17 protein-coding genes are annotated in these 17,141 nt (G+C 70.7%); 7 read left to right on the top strand and 10 right to left on the bottom strand.

All coding sequences use genetic code 11. The features are described from left to right. Both AWC19_RS04395 and AWC19_RS04390 read left to right on the top strand, forming a co-directional pair. The coding region (locus tag AWC19_RS04395; RefSeq protein WP_211284845.1) for a hypothetical protein at nt 1-789 on the top strand (789 nt) is incomplete at its 5' end. Nucleotides 790-851: 62 nt separating this feature from the next. Continuing rightward, complete coding sequence (locus AWC19_RS04390) at nt 852-3,479, top strand: circularly permuted type 2 ATP-grasp protein (protein WP_085076872.1); 2,628 nt, start codon at nt 852-854, stop codon at nt 3,477-3,479. A gap of 6 nt (nt 3,480-3,485) precedes the next feature. On the opposite strand, the gene AWC19_RS04385 is transcribed toward AWC19_RS04390, so the two are convergent. Both AWC19_RS04385 and AWC19_RS04380 read right to left on the bottom strand, forming a co-directional pair. Then, on the bottom strand, nt 3,486-4,553 hold the full coding sequence (locus AWC19_RS04385) for a zinc-binding metallopeptidase family protein (RefSeq protein WP_085076871.1): 1,068 nt from the start codon (nt 4,551-4,553) through the stop codon (nt 3,486-3,488). Further along, nucleotides 4,546-5,478 (bottom strand): transglutaminase family protein, encoded by a 933-nt coding sequence (locus AWC19_RS04380; protein WP_308207182.1) that lies wholly within the window; start codon nt 5,476-5,478, stop codon nt 4,546-4,548. Before AWC19_RS04380 ends, AWC19_RS04385 begins: the two co-directional genes overlap by 8 nt. Before the next feature lie 70 nt (nt 5,479-5,548). On the opposite strand from AWC19_RS04380, the gene AWC19_RS04375 reads away from it, so the two are divergent. Beyond that, the gene (locus AWC19_RS04375) at nt 5,549-5,938 is read left to right on the top strand and encodes an MmcQ/YjbR family DNA-binding protein (protein WP_085076870.1); all 390 of its coding nucleotides are present in this window, start codon (nt 5,549-5,551) and stop codon (nt 5,936-5,938) included. Between the two features lie 6 nt (nt 5,939-5,944). On the opposite strand, the gene AWC19_RS04370 is transcribed toward AWC19_RS04375, so the two are convergent. From AWC19_RS04370 to aspS, 3 genes are read right to left on the bottom strand one after another with little or no spacing between them, the layout of a single operon-like run. Further along, nucleotides 5,945-6,994 carry an FUSC family protein gene (locus AWC19_RS04370; RefSeq protein WP_142280977.1) on the bottom strand — a complete coding sequence of 350 codons (1,050 nt, stop codon included), beginning with the start codon at nt 6,992-6,994 and terminating at the stop codon, nt 5,945-5,947. Between the two features lie 14 nt (nt 6,995-7,008). Next, nucleotides 7,009-7,440 carry a nitroreductase family deazaflavin-dependent oxidoreductase gene (locus AWC19_RS04365; RefSeq protein WP_085076868.1) on the bottom strand — a complete coding sequence of 144 codons (432 nt, stop codon included), beginning with the start codon at nt 7,438-7,440 and terminating at the stop codon, nt 7,009-7,011. A 49-nt stretch (nt 7,441-7,489) separates the two neighbouring features. After that, on the bottom strand, nt 7,490-9,328 hold the full coding sequence (aspS, locus tag AWC19_RS04360; protein ID WP_142280976.1) for an aspartate--tRNA ligase: 1,839 nt from the start codon (nt 9,326-9,328) through the stop codon (nt 7,490-7,492). On the opposite strand from aspS, the gene AWC19_RS04355 reads away from it, so the two are divergent. Together AWC19_RS04355 and ypfJ are read left to right on the top strand one after the other, a co-directional pair. Beyond that, on the top strand, nt 9,291-10,223 hold the full coding sequence (locus AWC19_RS04355) for an oxidoreductase (RefSeq protein WP_085076866.1): 933 nt from the start codon (nt 9,291-9,293) through the stop codon (nt 10,221-10,223). The two genes, aspS and AWC19_RS04355, sit on opposite strands and share 38 nt — an antisense overlap. A gap of 9 nt (nt 10,224-10,232) precedes the next feature. Beyond that, nucleotides 10,233-11,105 carry a KPN_02809 family neutral zinc metallopeptidase gene (gene ypfJ, locus AWC19_RS04350; protein ID WP_085076865.1) on the top strand — a complete coding sequence of 291 codons (873 nt, stop codon included), beginning with the start codon at nt 10,233-10,235 and terminating at the stop codon, nt 11,103-11,105. On the opposite strand, the gene AWC19_RS04345 is transcribed toward ypfJ, so the two are convergent. Further along, a complete protein-coding gene (locus AWC19_RS04345) occupies nt 11,102-11,977 on the bottom strand; it encodes a dihydrodipicolinate synthase family protein (protein ID WP_085076864.1) in 876 nt (291 codons plus the stop codon). The two genes, ypfJ and AWC19_RS04345, sit on opposite strands and share 4 nt — an antisense overlap. 9 nt (nt 11,978-11,986) lie before the next feature. After that, the gene (locus tag AWC19_RS04340; RefSeq protein ID WP_085076863.1) at nt 11,987-12,772 is read right to left on the bottom strand and encodes an aldolase; all 786 of its coding nucleotides are present in this window, start codon (nt 12,770-12,772) and stop codon (nt 11,987-11,989) included. A 60-nt stretch (nt 12,773-12,832) separates the two neighbouring features. Here AWC19_RS04340 and AWC19_RS04335 point away from each other — a divergent pair, with 60 nt between their 5' ends. After that, nucleotides 12,833-13,351 carry a helix-turn-helix domain-containing protein gene (locus AWC19_RS04335; RefSeq protein WP_085076862.1) on the top strand — a complete coding sequence of 173 codons (519 nt, stop codon included), beginning with the start codon at nt 12,833-12,835 and terminating at the stop codon, nt 13,349-13,351. Here the strand turns inward: AWC19_RS04335 and AWC19_RS04330 are convergent, their stop codons facing one another. After that, nucleotides 13,352-13,780 (bottom strand): hypothetical protein, encoded by a 429-nt coding sequence (locus AWC19_RS04330; RefSeq protein ID WP_085076873.1) that lies wholly within the window; start codon nt 13,778-13,780, stop codon nt 13,352-13,354. A gap of 101 nt (nt 13,781-13,881) precedes the next feature. Between AWC19_RS04330 and AWC19_RS04325 the strand changes: the two genes are divergently transcribed. Then, nucleotides 13,882-15,471: a purple acid phosphatase family protein gene (locus AWC19_RS04325; RefSeq protein WP_085076861.1), complete on the top strand. Its 1,590-nt coding sequence runs from the start codon at nt 13,882-13,884 to the stop codon at nt 15,469-15,471. Between the two features lies 1 nt (nt 15,472). Here AWC19_RS04325 and AWC19_RS04320 read toward each other — a convergent pair whose 3' ends face one another. Both AWC19_RS04320 and AWC19_RS04315 read right to left on the bottom strand, forming a co-directional pair. After that, complete coding sequence (locus tag AWC19_RS04320; RefSeq protein ID WP_085076860.1) at nt 15,473-16,501, bottom strand: Rv2578c family radical SAM protein; 1,029 nt, start codon at nt 16,499-16,501, stop codon at nt 15,473-15,475. Nucleotides 16,502-16,541: 40 nt separating this feature from the next. After that, nucleotides 16,542-16,958, bottom strand: coding sequence for a hypothetical protein (locus tag AWC19_RS04315; protein ID WP_085076859.1), 417 nt, complete (start codon nt 16,956-16,958; stop codon nt 16,542-16,544). Nucleotides 16,959-17,141 lie beyond the last annotated feature (183 nt).

Here is a 17,141-nt window from a genome sequence, read left to right as displayed (position 1 = left end):
GGCTACCCCCCGCAGCCGGGGTACGGCGGCGCGCCCGGGCAGCCGGGCGCGCCGTTCAGCATCGGTGAGGCATTCAGCTGGGCGTGGGGCAAGTTCACCCAGAACGCCATGCCGCTGATCGTGGCCACCCTGATCTACGTCGTGCTGCTGGGCATCGCCTACGCCGTGACCTGGTTGGGCGGCGGCCTCGGCGGGACCGACATCACGACGAGCTCCGACGGCTACACCACCACAACGACCGACATCGGCGGCGGCGGGCTGGCCGCGATGATCGCCGGCTACGTCCTGGCGTACGCGATCGGCATCTTCGCCCAGTCCGCGTTCGTGTCCGGGGTTCTCGAGATCGCCGACGGCCGGCCGGTCAGCATCGGCTCGTTTCTCAAGCCGCGCAACTTCGGCCAGGTGATCCTCGCCTCGATCATCATCAGCATTCTGACCTCGATCAGCTCGTTCCTGTGCATCCTTCCCGGCCTGATCGTGGGCATCTTCGCGCAGTTCGCGATCCCGTTCGTGATCGACCGGTCGCAGAACGCCATCGACGGCCTGAAGTCCAGCTTCTCGGTGGTCTCCTCAAACTTCGTCAACGCGCTGCTGGCCTGGCTGGTCGGGGTGGCGGCGGTGACGGTCGGCCTGGTGGCCTGCGGTGTGGGCATCCTCGTCGGTGGACCGGTCGCGGCGCTGGTCCTGATCTACGCCTACCGCAAGCTGTCCGGCGGCCAGGTCGTCCCGCTGGAACAGCCCGGCGGCGGCTACCAAGCCGGACCGCCCCCGGGGTACCACCCGGTTTAAGCCCGCCGCGGGCCGAAAACCGCCGCACTGCAGGCCGGTCACGCCTGTGATGAGATCAGCCGATGAGCACCGAAGCTGACCTGCGGCGCCCCCGCCACGACCCCGACCGGCTGGTCGCGGCGTACCGGACGGCGCGGGCACAGGAGGCGCTGTTCGACCTGCGCCCCCACGGCTTTCCGGTCGGCTACGACGAATTCGTAGACCGCCACGGCAACGTCCGGCCGGCCTGGTCGGAGCTGGCCGACGCCGTCGCCGAGCGCGGCAGGGCCGGGCTGAACCGGCTGCGCTCGGTGGTCGACAGCCTGATCGACAACGACGGGATCACCTACACCGAGGTCGATTCCACCCGCGACGGGCACCCGCTGGAGCCGCGGCCGTGGCAGCTGGACACCCTGCCGATCGTGGTGTCCGCGGCCGACTGGGACGTCTTGGAGGCCGGGCTGGTGCAGCGGTCGCGCCTGCTCGACGCGGTGCTGGCCGACCTGTACGGGCCGCGCCGCCTGCTCACCGAGGGCGTGCTGCCGCCGGAGCTGGTCTTCGCCCATCCCGGCTACGTGCGGGCGGCCACTGGCATCGAGGTGCCGGGGCGCCATCAGCTGTTCATGCACGCCTGCGACGTCAGCCGGCTGCCCGACGGCGCCTTTGCCGTCAACGCCGACTGGACGCAGGCGCCGTCGGGGGCCGGCTACGCGCTGGCCGACAGACGCGTCGTGGCGCACGCGATCCCGGACCTCTACGAGCGGATCGCGCCGCGACCGACGACGCCGTTCGCGCAGGCGCTGCGGCTGGCGCTGATCGACGCCGCGCCCGACGTCGCCCAGGACCCGGTGGTGGTGGTGCTCAGCCCCGGCAGCTACTCCGAGACGGCGTTCGACCAGGCGTATTTGGCCACGCTGCTGGGCTTCCCGCTGGTGGAGAGCGCCGACCTGGTGGTGCGCGAGGGCAAGCTGTGGATGCGCTCGCTGGGCACGCTCAAGCGCGTCGACGTGGTGCTGCGCCGCGTCGACGCCGACTACACCGACCCGCTGGACCTGCGCGCCGACTCCCGGCTCGGCGTGGTCGGTTTGGTGGAGGCGCAGCGCCGCGGGACGGTGACCGTGGTCAACACGCTCGGCAGCGGCGTCCTGGAAAGCCCCGGGCTGCTTCGGTTCCTGCCCGAGCTGGCCGAGCGGCTGCTGGGCGAGGACCCGCTGCTGGGCACCGCGCCGGTGTACTGGGGCGGCATCGCCGCCGAACGCTCGCACCTGCTGGCCAACCTGTCGTCGCTGCTGATCAAGTCCACGGTCGGCGCGAATGTCCTTGTCGGGCCGACCCTTTCGTCGACGCAGCGGACCGATCTGGCCGCGCGCATCGAGGCCATGCCGTGGCAGTGGGTGGGCCAGGAGCTGCCACAGTTCTCCTCGGCGCCCACCGACCACGCGGGCGTGCTGTCGTCGGCCGCGGTCGGCATGCGGCTGTTCACGGTCGCCCAGCGCAGCGGCTACGCGCCGATGATCGGCGGCGTCGGCTACGTGCTGGCGCCCGGGCCTGGCGCCTACACGCTGAAAACCGTTGCCGCCAAGGACGTCTGGGTGCGGCCCACCGAGCGGGCGCGGGCCGAGACGGTCACCGTGTCGTCCGCGCCGCAGCCGGCCAAGACCGCCGCCGGCACCTGGGTCGTCAGCTCGCCGCGCGTGCTGTCCGACCTGTTCTGGATGGGGCGCTACGGCGAGCGCGCCGAGCAGATGGCCCGGGCGCTGATCGTCGCCCGCGATCGCTTCCACGTCTACCGCCACCAGCAGGACACCGCGGAGGCCGAGGTGGTGCCCGTGCTGATGGCCGCGCTGGCCCACATCACCGGGACCGACGGCGGCGCCGGCGACCGGGCCGAGATGATCGCCGTCGCGCCCTCCACGCTGTGGTCGCTGACCGTGGACGCGAACCGGCCCGGCTCGCTCGCCCAGTCGGTGGAGGGGCTGGCGCTGGCCGCCCGGGCGGTGCGCGACCAGCTGTCCAACGACACCTGGATGGTGCTGGCCGCCGTGGAGCGCGCGATGGCGCTGCGCCTCGACCCGCCCGACTCGCTGGCGGAGGCCGACGCCGCGCTCGCGTCGGCCCAGTCGCAGGCGCTGGCCGGGATGCTGACCCTGTCCGGGGTGGCCGGCGAGTCGATGGTGCGCGACGTGGGCTGGACGATGATGGACATCGGCAAACGCATCGAACGCGGCCTGTGGCTCACCGCGCTGTTGCGCGCCACCCTGACCGACGTCCGCGGCGCCGCGGCCGAGCAAACGATCATCGAGGCCACGCTGGTCGCGTGCGAATCGTCGGTCAGCTACCGGCGCCGCACCGCCGGCAAGGCCAGCGTGGCCGCCGTGGCCGAGCTGATGCTCTACGACGCGGCCAACCCGCGGTCGCTGCTGTACCAGCTGGAGCGGCTCCGCGCCGGCCTCAAGGACCTGCCCGGCTCGTCGGGCTCGTCGCGCCCCGAACGGCTGGTGGACGAGATCGGCACCCTGCTGCGCCGGTCGCACCCCGAGGAGCTGGAAGGCATCAGCGACGGCCGCCGCGCGCGGCTGGCCGCGCTGCTCGACGCCATCCACGCCGAACTGCGCAACCTGGCCGAGCTGATCACCGAGACGCAATTGCGGTTGCCCGGCGGCATGCAGCCGCTGTGGGGCCCCGACACGCGGCGGGTGATGCCGGCCTGAGGGTTCCTAACCGGCGATCGCGGCGGGCCCACCCCGCGCATCCGAGGTCGTCTCGTCGATCACGGTGTGGATGAACCGCATCTTGTCGAGCACCGCCACCGGTAGCACGAAGGGATACAGGCCGTCGTGGCCCATCGAGCGGTTCACCATGTTCAGCGACCACGACAACGGCAACCACATCTCGATGATCGCGGGAAAACCGCTGGGGCCCAACGCCGGACGGTCGAAGGTCGCCGACGCCGGCGCCAGGCCGCACCACGCGCAGGTGTCCAGGGTGTCGCGGATGTGCAAATAGTGCGCGAACGTCTCGGCCCAGTCCTCGGCGGCGTGCATGGTGGCGTACGACGACACGAAGCTTTCCTGCCAGCCCTCGGGCGCGCCGTCGCGGTAGTGCCGGTCCAGCGCCTCCTGGTAGTCCGCGTCGGGGTCGCCGAACAGCTCCTTGAACTGCGCGACGTACTGATCGGACGGGGCGATCAGCCGGTAATAGTAGTAATGGCCGATCTCGTGGCGGAAGTGCCCGAGCAGGGTGCGGTACGGCTCTTCCATCTCGACACGCAGCTGCTCGCGGTGGACGTCGTCGCCTTCGGCGAGATCCAGTGTGATGACGCCGTTTTCGTGGCCGGTGAACACCTTCTCGTGCGCGCTGGACAGCAGCCTAAAACCCAGGCCGTAGTCGGGGTCGCGGTCGCGCCCGATGATCGGCAGCTTCAGCTCGTGCAGCTCGACGATCAGCCGGCGCTTGGCCGCCTCGGCGCGGGCGAAGGCCGCCAGGCCCTCGGTGTCGGCGTCGTTGGGGCGCTCCAAGGTGAGCGCGCACGACGCGCACAGCCCGCCGGGGTGGCCGGTGGGCACCAGCCAATTGCATTCGGCGACATGGCGATTGGAACACAGCTCGTAGTCGTCGGCGCTGACGAACCCGGCCTGTCCCCTCGCCGAGCCCCGGTCAGCGCCGGCGATCACCAGCAGCGCCATCCGCTCGAGCGAGAACCCCAGCGCGCTGCCGCACGACAGGCACACCGAGTTCTCGAACGTCAGGCGCTGGCCGCACTTGGGGCAGTGGAAATCACGCATGCGCCACGTCGCCTTCGACGGGGTCGGGGTACGGCACCACGTCGACGGCGACGTCGATCACGCTGTGCTCGGAGTTGGTGTAGATGATGCCGCGCAGCGGCGGCACGTCGGCGTAGTCGCGCCCGCGCCCCACCACGATGTAGCGCTCGTCGACCATCTGGTCGTTGGTGGGGTCCAGGCCCAGCCACTCGAACTGGCCCGGCCCCTGCGGGGTCCACACCGCCGCCCAGGCGTGGGTGGCGTCGATGCCGATCATTCGATCCTTTCCCGGTGGCGGGTCGGTGGCCAGATAGCCGGACACGTAGCTGGCCGCCAGGCCGTTGGCGCGCAGGCAGGCGATCGCCAGCCTTGCAAAGTCCTGGCATACCCCTTCGCGGGCCGAAAGAACCTCGCCGACACCGGTCGAAATCGTCGTCGACCCGGACCGGTAGGTGAAGTCGGTGAAGATCCGCGACGTCAGGTCGCGCAGCACGTCGATCAGCGGGCGCCCCGGCGCGAAGCTGGGGGCCGCGTAGTCGCGGACCGCGTCGGTGATCTCGGGCGGATCGAGGTCCAGGGCGAACTCCGTGGCGAGCGCTCCGCGGCGCCCGGTCGGGCGGGCCGACTCCCAGGGTTGGCGCGCCGGGCCGCCGTCGTATCGCGCGGGCGGCGGCGGATACACGTCGACGATGGAGTCGCTGGTGACCGTCAGGGTGCGGTGCGGCTCGGTGACGTGGAAGTAGGAGCTGACGTTGCCGTAGCTGTCGCGGCTGGTGGAGCTGTCGGCGGGGGCGGGGTCGACGTCCAACCGGTGCGCCACGCAGCGCTGCCGCAGCGAGTCGCGCGGCGTCAGGAAGCCGCGACCATACGAACTGGTCACGACGTCGGAGTAGCGGTACTGGGTGCGGTGGGTGACGCGATGGCGGCGGGCCCCGGCTTGTGTCACAGGGCTGATCCCATCACACCGCGTTTGCCGATCGCGAGCCAATCGCCGCTATCGGGCGCACAATCGAAGAGTGGCCACGTGGGACGACGTCGCCCGCATCGTTGGTGAGCTGGCCCTCACCGCCGAACCGGCCCCGCACGAGTGGCGGGTCGGCAGGAAGTTGCTGGCGTGGGAGCGGCCCCTGCGCCTGTCGGACCGCGAAGCGCTGACGGCGAGCGGCGTGCGGCCACCCGAGGGCGACATCCTCGGCGTCCGGGTGTCCGACGAGGACGTCAAGTTCGCGCTGATCGCCGACGAGCCGGACGTCTACTTCACCACCCCGCACTTCGACGGCTACCCGGCGGTGCTGGTGCGGCTGGACGAGATCTCGGTCAGCGGCCTTCAGGAGCTGGTCACCGAGGCGTGGCTGACCCAGGCGCCGAAGAAGCTGGTGCAGGAGTTTTTGGCCGACACCGGCTGAGCCCGGTCACACCGTGCGCAGGTCGATGACCCGCTGCAGGTCGTCGACGCAGGCCGCCACGACGTCGGCCAGCACCACCTCCGTTTTCTGCCGGGCCGCCGACATCAACACCGACGCGTGCCGGCGCGCCGCGGCCGTGTACGCGCACGCCCCGGCCGGATCGGAGTCGGCGAGCGCGGTCGCGGCCGCCAGCTCGATCAGCACCGAGGACACCGGCTCGGGAAGCCGCCCGCACCGGCCGTCACCGGCGGGGGCGACCGCGCGGGCCAGCTGCAGCACCGAGCTGGCCAGCATGGCGACGTGGACGGCCTGGTGGTTGGCGGCCGACACGGCGTCGCGCATCCCCCATCGCCGCGGCGCGATGCGCACCACCTGGCGGGCGGTGGCGCGGGCCTCCACCAGGTCGCCCACCTGCCGGTGCACCCGGTCGACGGCCGCCAGCGGCCAGTCGTGGGCGGGCGCCCGGCGCCCGGCGGCGACGTCGCCCGCGCGCGTCAACACGCCCTGCAGCACGCCCAGCACGCCGACGCGCGCCCGCCGCAGCACCTGCAACGGGTCGGCCGGGAACAGCAGGACGGCGAAGACGACGGCCACGCAACCGCCGATCAGCGCGTCGAAGATGCGCTCCCAGCCGACGCCGCCGCGGTACAGGGCCAGCACCAGGATCGCCGAGATGACGGTCTGGTTGGCGAACATCATGCCCTGCCCGATGAAGCCGTGACCGATGAACACCGCGACGAACAGCGCGACCAACGCGGCCACCCCGAGGGCGACCGACCCGGGCCCCAGCACGCCCTGCACCACGGTGCCCAGCCCGATCCCCAGGGTCACCCCGATCATCATCTGGACGGCGCGCTGCGCCCGTAGCACGTTGGAAATCGACAGGGACACCGCGGCGGCGATCGGCGCGAAGAACGGCTGCGGGTGACCGAGCAGATCGTGGGCGAGATACCAGGACAGGCCCGAGGCCACCGCGGTCTGCACGAGGTTGAACCACACCTCGCGCAGCCGTTTGAAACCCGCCCGCGCGGCTTTGGTGGCCGAGGACGGCAGCATCGGCGGCGCAGCGCTCAGGTGCGCTGCAGCTCGAACAGCGGGATCACCCGGCTGGTCTTGGACTGGTACTCGGCGAAGCCCGGCGCGGCGGCCGCGACCCTGTCGAACAGTTCGTCGCGCTCGAGGCGGGGCAGCTCGCGGGCCGTCACGTCGAAGGAGTCGGAGCCGACCTCGACGCGGGCGGCCGGGTTGGCGCGCAGGTTGTGCGCCCAGGCCGGGTCCTTGGGCGCGCCGGCGAACGATCCGATGACGATCAGCTTGCCGTCGATGTCGAAGTAGGCCAGCGGCGAGGTGCGGGCCTGCCCCGACTTGGCGCCCGTGGTGGTCAGCAGCAGCAGGTTGGCGCCCTCAAACTGGCCGCCGACCTTGCCGTGGTTGGCGCGGAACTCGTCGATGATGCTCGTGTTGAAGGCGTTGATGCTCGCAGCGTCAGGAACCTCGGTCATCGGCGTCGCTCCTCCTCATCGCTTCGCCCTGCATCGTCGCCGACGCGTGTCATGCCCGCTCAACCTTCTCCGGCTTGACATCTATTCCGGACTCCTTGCGCTGCTGTTCGGTGATCGGCGCGGGGGCGTTGGTCAGCGGGTCGACGCCGCCGCCGGTCTTCGGGAACGCGATCACCTCGCGGATGGAGTCCACGCCGGACAGCAGCGCGTTGATCCGGTCCCACCCGAACGCGATCCCGCCGTGCGGCGGCGCGCCAAAGGTGAACGCCTCCAACAGGAATCCGAACTTCTCCTCCGCCTCGGCCCGGTCCAGCCCCATCACCGCGAACACCCGCTCCTGGATGTCGCGGCGGTGGATACGGATCGAGCCGCCGCCGATCTCGTTGCCGTTGCAGACGATGTCGTAGGCGTCGGCCAGCACGGCGCCCGGATCGGAGTCGACGGTGTCGGAGTACTCGGGCTTGGGCGAGGTGAACGCGTGGTGCACCGCGGTCCACGCCCCCGACCCGACCGCGACGTCGCCGGCGGCCGTGGCGTCGTCGGCGGGCTCGAACAGCGGCGGGTCGACCACCCACACGAACGCCCAGGCGTCCGGGTCGATCAGCCCCAGCCGGTGGGCGATCTCGGCGCGCGCCGCGCCCAGCAGCGCCCGCGACGGCTTGGGCAGCCCCGCCGAGAAGAAGATGCAGTCCCCCGGCTTGGCGCCGACGTGCGCGGCCAGGCCGGCGCGTTCGGCGTCGGACAGGTTCTTGGCCACCGGGCCGCCGAGCTCGCCGTCGTCGCCGACCAGCACGTAGGCCAACCCGCGGTGCCCGCGCTGTTTGGCCCACTCTTGCCAGCCGTCCAGGGTGCGCCGCGGCTGCGAGGCGCCGCCCGGCATCACGACAGCGCCGACGTACGGCGCCTGGAAGACGCGAAACGTGGTGTCGGAGAAGAACTCCGTGCACTCGACGAGCTCGAGTGAGAACCGCAGGTCGGGCTTGTCGGAGCCGAACCGGCGCATCGCGTCGGCGTAGCTGATCCGCGGAATCGGCGTCGGGAGCTCGTAGCCGATCAGCGCCCACAGCGCGGTCAGGATCTCCTCGGAGATCGCGATGACGTCCTCGGCGTCGACGAAGCTCATCTCCATGTCGAGCTGGGTGAACTCGGGCTGGCGGTCGGCGCGGAAATCCTCGTCGCGATAGCAGCGCGCGATCTGGTAGTAGCGCTCCATGCCGGCCACCATCAGCAGCTGCTTGAACAGCTGCGGGCTCTGCGGCAGCGCGTAGAACGAGCCCGGGTGCAGCCGCGACGGCACCAGGAAGTCCCGCGCGCCCTCCGGCGTGGAGCGGGTGATCGTCGGGGTCTCGATCTCGACGAAGTCGTGGCGCGCCAGCACCTCCCGCGCGGCGGCATTCACCTTGGAGCGCAACCGGATTGCCGCGGCCGGGCCGTCGCGGCGCAGGTCGAGGTAGCGGTACTTCAGCCGCAGCTCCTCCCCGGCGGGCTCGTCGAGCTGGAACGGCAGCGGCGCGCTCTCGCCGAGCACGGTCAGCGCCGTGGCGTTGACCTCGATGTCACCCGTGGCGATCTCGGGGTTGGCGTTGCCCTCCGGGCGGATCTCGACGACGCCGGTGACCGCGACGCAGAACTCGGAGCGCAGCCGGTGGGCCTGCGTTAACACCTGGGGGTCGCGGAACACCACCTGCGCGATCCCCGACGCGTCCCGCAGGTCGATGAAGATGACGCCGCCGTGGTCGCGGCGGCGGGCCACCCAACCGGCGAGGGTCACCCGCTGGCCGGCGTCGTGGCTCCGAAGCGAACCAGCGGCGTGGCTGCGCAGCACAAAACTCCCTTTCGCCGTCGATGGAATGAGTGACCAGTCTAGAGGAGGTAATTTCGGTGGCATCAATTCACAAGCCACACGCATCGCTCTGGTCGGTCCCGGCGCCGTCGGCACGACGGTCGCCGCGCTGCTTTCCAAGGCGGGGCATTCGGTGCTGGTGTGCGGGCGCACCCCGCGGGACGGCATCGAGCTGCGGCCCGACGGCGCCGACCCGATCGTCGTGCCGGGGCCCGTGCACACCGATCCCGGCGAGGTGAGCGGGCCGGTCGACCTGGTGGTGCTGGCGGTCAAGGCGACCCAGAACGGCGACGCCGCCGGCTGGCTGGCCCGCCTGTGTGACGTCCACACGATCGTGGCGGTGCTGCAGAACGGCGTCGAGCAGGTCGAGCAGGTGCAGCCGCACTGCCCGTCGTCGCCGGTGGTGCCGGGGATCGTCTGGTACGGCGCCGAGACGCACCCGGACGGGTGGGTGCGGCTGCGCACCGAGCCGGCGCTGGTGCTGCCCAGCGGCCCGGCGGCGGAGGCCGTGGCCGAGCTGCTGCGCGGCGCCGGCTGCCGGGTGGACTGCGACCCCGACTTCATCACCGCCGCCTGGCGCAAGCTGCTCGCCAACGCGCTGGCCGGCTTCATGGCGCTGACCGGGCGGCGCTCCGGCATGTTCCGCCGCGACGACGTGGCCGCCCTGTCGCGCCGCTACGTCGCCGAATGCCTGGCCGTCGCGCAGGCCGAGGGCGCCCGGCTGCCCGACGGCGCCGTCGACGAGCTGGTCGACATGTTCCGCAAGGCGCCCGAGGACATGGGCACCTCGATGCTCGCCGACCGGGAACACCGCCGGCGGCTGGAGTGGGACATCCGCAACGGCGTGATCGTCCGCAAGGCCCGCGCCCACGGCCTGCCCACGCCGATCAGCGACGTCGTGGTGCCGCTACTGGCGGCGGCGAGCGACGGACCGGGCTAGGTTATAGCCATGACCTTCAACGAGGGCATGCAGATCGACACCAGCACCGCGTCGTCGTCGGGCGGGGGCGGTATGGGGATGGCCCTCGGGGGCGGCGGCCTCGGGCTGCTGATCCTGCTCGGCGCGCTGTTCTTCGGCGTCGACCCGGGGCGCGTCGTGCAACAGCAACCCAACACCGGCGGCTACTCGGCGCCCGGGTTCGACCTGAGCCAGTGCAAGACCGGGGCCGACGCCAACAAGTACGTGCAGTGCCGCGTCGTGGCGACCGGCAACTCGGTGGACGCGGTGTGGCACCAGCTGATGCGCAACTACACCCGCCCCCACGTGCGGCTGTTCACCGGCTCGGTGAACACCGGCTGCGGGCCCGCGACCACCGCCGTCGGGCCCTTCTACTGCCCGGTGGACCAGACGGCGTACTTCGACACCGCCTTCTTCCAGGAGCTGGTCGACAAATTCGGTTCCAGCGGTGGGCCTTTCGCGCAGGAATACGTGGTGGCCCACGAATACGGCCACCACGTGCAGCAGTTGCAGGGCATCCTGGGCCGCTCCCAGCAGGGCGCGCAGGGCGCCGGCGGCAACGGCGTGCGCACCGAGCTGCAGGCCGACTGCTACGCCGGCATCTGGGCGCACTACGCGTCGACGGTCAAGCAGGAGAGCACCGGCGTGCCGTACCTGCAGCCGTTGAGCGACAAGGACATCGCGGACGCCCTGTCGGCCGCGGCGTCGGTGGGCGACGACCGCATCCAGAAGGAGTCGACCGGGCGCGTCAACCCCGAGTCGTGGACGCACGGGTCGTCGGCGCAGCGGCAGAAGTGGTTCACCATCGGGTACCAGACCGGCGACCCGAAGCAGTGCGACACGTTCGCCGCGCCGAACCTCTAGCCCGCCAACAGGTTTTTCAGCTCCGCGCGGCCCTCCTCGTCGAGCGGCAACAGCGGCCGGCGCGGGTCGCCGACCGGGACGCCCAGCAGATCGAGACCGGCCTTGACGGTGGTCGCCAGCCCGCCCGCGACGATGAACTCGAGGAGCGGCTTGAGGTCTTTGTAAAGCGCGGAGGCCCGCTCGAGGTCGCCCGCGCGCACCGCCTCGTACAGCTCGATGCAGGGCCGCGGCCGCAGATTCGGTGCGGCCGTGCACCATCCGGACGCGCCGGCTTGCAACGCGTCGAGCACCAGCGGGTTGCTGCCGTTGTAGAACGGCAGCCGGCCGCCGGACAGTTCGGCGATGCGCCGCATCCGCGACAGGTCGCCGGTGGACTCCTTGACCATTTTCACGTTGTCGATGGTCTCGAACATGTCGACCAGCAGCTCGGGGCCCATGTCGACGCCGCTGGTGGCCGGGTTGTTGTAGGCCATGATCGGGATGCCGATGGCGTCGCCGACGCTGCGGTAGTGCTGCACGATCTCGCGTTCGGACAGCTTCCAGTAGGACACCGGCAGGATCATCACCGCGTCGGCGCCGGCCTCTTGCGCGTACTTCGCCCGCCGAATCGTCTTGGCAGTGGTCACATCCGACACGCCGACGACGACGGGCACCCGCCCGGCGACGGCGGCGATCGTGGTGTCGACGACGGCGTCGGACTCGGGCTCGTCGAGGTAGGCCAACTCGCCGGTGCTGCCCAGCGGCGCGATCGCGTGCACGCCGTCGGCAACCAGCCGGTCGACCAGCGCGGCCAGCCGCGCGGTGTCGATCCCGTTGTCGCCGAAGGGGGTCACCGGGTAGGCGATGATGCCGTGGATCTTGGGTTCGGGCACGGGGGCTCCTTAACTCGTCAGGGCGTCGGGGTGGCGGGCCAGGGCGCGGCGGGCGTAGTAGGCGAAGTTGGCGCGGCTTCGCTGCGGTGACAGCGTCCAGTCGTGGGCCTCGCGGGCCAGCGCCTCGGGAAGCGGCTTGATCGTGCCGGCGGCCATGGCCGCCAGTTGCAATTTGGCCGCGCGCTCGATCAGGATCGCCAGCGAGCAGGCCTCCTCGACGCTGGCGCCGGCGATCACCTGCCCGTGATGCGCCAGCAGCACCGCCTTCTTGTCGCCGAGGGCGGCGGTGATGATCTCGCCCTCCTCGTTGCCGACCGGCACGCCGGGCCATTCGGCCAGGAACGCGCAGTCGCCGTAGAGGGGCGTGGTGTCCATGTGGGAGACCGCCAGCGGGACCTGCAGCATCGACAGCGCCGCCACATGGAAGGCGTGGGTGTGCACGATGCAGTGGACGTCGGGCCGCGCGCGATAGATCCAGCTGTGAAAGCGGTTGGCGGGGTTGACCATTCCGTCCCCGTCGAGCACGTTGAGGTCCTCGTCGACCAGCAGCAGGTTGGCGTCGGTGATCTCGTCGAACCCGAGGCCCAGCCGCTGGGTGTAGTAGGTGCCGTCGTCTTCGGCCCGTGCGGTGATCTGTCCGGCCAAGCCGGAGTCGTGGCCGGCGTCGAACAGGGCCCGGCAGGTCAGCGCCAGCTTCTGCCGGGTGGTCAACGCCGAATCGGCGATGTTGTCCGCCAATTGCCGTTCGGCGCGACGCATCAGGTCGGACTTCGATTCGCTGAACGTGGTCGCCATGACACTAAGCTAACATCTAGGAAACCTTGTGTCATTGCCCTGGCGAACGGAGGCGACGCCGTGACAGCCCTGCTGCGCGCGGTCCGCAGACAACGCGGCCTGACCCTCGAGCAGCTCGCCGCACAGACCGGGCTGACCAAGAGCTATCTGTCCAAGATCGAGCGCGGGCACAGCACGCCGTCCATCGCCGTGGCCTTAAAGGTCGCCCGCGCGCTGCGCGTCGATGTCGCGCGGCTGTTTTCCGACGAGGCGGCGCAGGAGAAGATCACCGTCGACCGTGCCGCCGGGGCCGACGGCGAGCGCTACCGGGCGCTGGCGCCCGCGCTGCTCGGAAAGTCCATGTCCCCCTTCGTCGTTCGGCCGACCGCCCACGCGGCCGACACCACACACGCGGAGCACACCGGTCAGGAGTTCGTCTTCGTGCACGCGGGGCGCGTCGAACTCGACTACGGCGACCGGACCATCGAACTGGGCCCCGGCGACAGCGCCTACTTCGACGCGTCGGTCAGCCACAAAATCCGCGCCGTGGGCAAAGAGGAGGCCGAGGTCGTGGTCATCGCGCACACCGAGCCGCGATGATTAACCGGGTTTGCAGGTGACGGTGGTGGTGGCGTCCGCGTGGGCGACGACCTGGCCATCAACCGCGATCTCGCAGTGAAACTGCGCGGGGCCGTTGCCCGAATCCGGCCAGTGCAGCATGCCGCTGGCGTTGATGCTCGCGTACTGGTTCGGGTTCGCCAAGGTGGCGGTATAGGTCACCGGGGCGCCCCCGCTGAGCGGGGCCTGCACGCTGGTCATGAACTTTGACGGGTCAGCGCTGTAGGCGGCCTGGCTGGGCGGATCGGAACTGACGTAGTTGACGGTGGCGGTCAGATTGTTGGGACTCGACACGGTGTAGGTCACCTGGTGGCCATCCGCATGCGCCGTCGCCGGGCCGAGGATCACTCCCCCGACCAGTGCAAACGTTGCCGACGCGACCGCGCTGGTCCCCTTTCGCAGGTTCGTCATCACGTTCGTCATATCGAAAACGCTACCGGAATCGTTACCGACGGCTCCGGCGTTCACCGCTCGATATGCCAACCGTCGCCCGGCTCGGGTATGAAACATCCATGACCGACGACGCCGACCCGGCCGTTCCGGACAGCGCCCCGGGCATCAGCCGCCGCAGGTTGTTGACGACGAGCGCCGTGTCGGCGGCCCTGGGCGCGGGCATCGGGGGCGGGGCCGTGCTGGTCGGATCCCACCCCCGCGCGCCGTCGTTGTGGTACCGGCCGGAACGCGACGGCGCGCCGCCCGTGTCCGGCCTGCACCTGCAGTTCGGCCGCAACGCCGGTACCGAGGTGGTGGTGTCGTGGCACACCACCGAGGCCGTGCGCAATCCACGCGTCATGCTGGGCACGCCGGCGTCCGGCTACGGGCGCACCGTCGCCGCCGAGACCCGCACCTACCGCGACGCCAAGTCCAACATCGAGGTGCGAGTCAACCACGCCCGGCTGACGGGCCTGAGCCCGGACACCGACTACGTCTACGCCGCGGTGCACGACGGCGCCGAACCCGAGCAGGGCACGGTGCGCACGGCGCCGTCTGGACGAAAGCCCTTGCGCTTCACCAGCTTCGGCGATCAGTCGACGCCCACGCTGGCCAGGTTGCCCGACGGCAGCTACGCCACCGACAACATCGGGTCCCCCGCCGCCGCCGACACCACACTGGCCATCGAGCGGTTGGCCCCGCTGTTCAACCTGGTCAACGGCGACCTGTGCTACGCCAACCTGGCGCAGGACCGGATCCGCACGTGGTCGAATTGGTTTGAGAACAATACGCGTTCGGCGCGGTACCGGCCGTGGATGCCGGCGGCGGGCAACCACGAGAACGAATTGGGCAATGGCCCAATCGGTTACGGCGCCTACCAAACGTACTTTTCGGTGCCGGATTCGGGGTCCGTCCCCGAAACCCGCGGCATGTGGTACTCCTTCACCGCCGGCTCGGTGCGGGTGATCAGCCTCAACAACGACGACGTCGCCTTCCAGGACGGCGGCAACTTCTACGTGCACGGCTACTCCGGCGGCGAGCAAAAGCGTTGGCTGGCGGCCGAACTCGCCGACGCCCGGCGCGACCCGGACGTCGACTGGATCGTCGTGTGCATGCACCAGACGGCGATCTCCACCGCCGACCGGACCAACGGCGCCGACCTCGGGATCCGCGAGGAATGGCTGCCGTTGTTCGACCAGCATCAGGTCGACCTGGTGCTGTGCGGCCACGAACACCACTACGAGCGGTCGCATCCGCTGCGCGGGACGCTGGGCACCGACACCCGAACGCCGATACCGGTCGACGGCCACGGCGACGTCATCGACTCGACCCGGGGCACGGTGCACGTCGTCATCGGCGGCGGCGGCACGTCGGCGCCGTCCAACGCGATGTTCTTTCCCCGGCCGCGGTGCCGCGTGCTCACCGGCGTCGGCGCCTTCGATCCGGCGATCGGGCGCAAGGCGCCGATCTATGTGGTCGAGGACGCGCCGTGGTCGGCGTTTCGCGACCGCGACAACCCTTACGGCTTCGCGGCTTTCGACGTCGACCCGGGCCAGCCCGGCGGGAACACCTCGATCAAGGCCACGCACTACGCGCTGAGCGGGCCGTTCGGCGAGGTGACCGTGGTGGACCAGTTCACGCTCACCAAGCCGCGCCGCGACCGCGCCTAGCTCAAAACAGCGTCTGCTGAACGGGTTCGGGGATCTCCGTCGTTTCGGTGGCCCGCGGGAACATGCGGTGATCGCCGCCCAGCCGGTGCTTGGCGATCAGCGGCGCGGCGCGGTCGCGCAGCATGTCGCGGTAGGCCGGGGGCAGGTAGGCGCCGCGCCGGTACAGCTCGCGGTACCGGGCGACCAGTTCCGGGTGGGAGCGGGCCAGCCAGGACATGAACCAGCCGCGGGTCGAGCCGCGCAGGTGCAGGCCGAAGACCGTCGCGCCCGTGGCGCCGGCCGCCGCGATCTGGCCGAGCAGCGCGTCGAGGTGCTCGACGGAATCGGTCAGGTGCGGCAGCACCGGCGCCACCATCACGTGGCAGCCCAGGCCCGCGTCGCGGATCGCGGCGATCAGCCCGAGGCGCGCCTGCGGTGTCGGGGTGCCGGGCTCGACGTCTTTGTGCAGCTCCGGGTCGCCGACGGCCAGCGACACCGCGACCGATATCGGGACCTGTTGCGCCGCTTCGGCGATCAGCGGCAGGTCGCGCCGCAGCAGCGTGCCCTTGGTCAGGATCGACAGCGGCGTGCCGGAGCCGGCGAGGGCGCCGATGATGCCCGGCATCAGCGCGTAGCGGCCCTCGGCACGCTGGTAGGGGTCGGTGTTGGTGCCGAGGGCGACCGTCTCGCGCCGCCACGACGGCCGCTTCAGCTCGCGGCGCAGGACCTCGGCGACGTTGGTCTTGACCACGACCTGGGTGTCGAAGTCGGTGCCGCAGTCGAAGTCGAGGTATTCGTGGGTGGGGCGCGCGAAGCAGTAGCGGCAGGCGTGCGAGCAGCCTCGGTAGCCGTTGACGGTGTAGCGGAATGGGAGCGCGGCGGAGTTGGGCACCTTGTTGAGCGCCGACTTGCACAGCACTTCGTGGAACGTGATGCCCTCGAATTGCGGTGTGCGCACGCTGCGGATCAGCCCGATGCGCTGCAGCCCCGGAAGCGCCCCGTCGTCCACGGGGTCCCCATTCACGGCGACGGCCTGGCCAGCCCAGCGCATACCCCATTCGAACAATAGTTCGATTGCTAGTCAAGCCTCGCTACGGTGTGCCCGAGCACATGAACGGGAATCCACACCACGGCTTCTGCAGCGCGTCCGGCGGCGGCGGACCGCCCTCCCACACGCCGGGCGCCACGTTTCCGTGGCCCCAGTAGACGCCGTACCAGGTGTGGCATTGACCCCAGTCCCAATTGACCTGTGTTCCCGGGCATCCGCGGCCGGTGTCTGGGTGCAGCCCGCTCGATCGGTCTCCCGGGCAACATTGGTATGGCCCCGACGCGCCGGGCGGCACCGGCCCGTCTTCGGCAAGGATTCCATGCATCGGCGGTGCGGGGGCGGCCTGCGCCGTAGCCAGGCCCAGGCCCAGGCTCAGGCCCAGGCTCAGGCCCGCGGCCGCGACACCGCCCGCCAGCAGCGCCCGGCCAATGCCTTTGTTCAAAATTTCGGTGGTGCTCACGGCGCCCTACCTTTCGGACTGTCGGTTGATGGTTCGGGCCAGGAGTGCGGGATGATCAGCCGGTGCTGGTGAGGCAGGTATGGCTTTCATGTTCGCTGCACTTAATTGGCTGTGACAGCCTGATTTGGCCCCGGGTGGGCGGTCGAAAGTGGCCCCACCTGTGTGGTCGCGGGTGTGCTGTTG

It is taken from the genome of Mycobacterium palustre (assembly GCF_002101785.1).
In the GTDB taxonomy this organism is placed as follows: Bacteria; Actinomycetota; Actinomycetes; order Mycobacteriales; family Mycobacteriaceae; genus Mycobacterium; species Mycobacterium palustre.
This window is presented reverse-complemented; position numbering and strand designations above follow the sequence as displayed.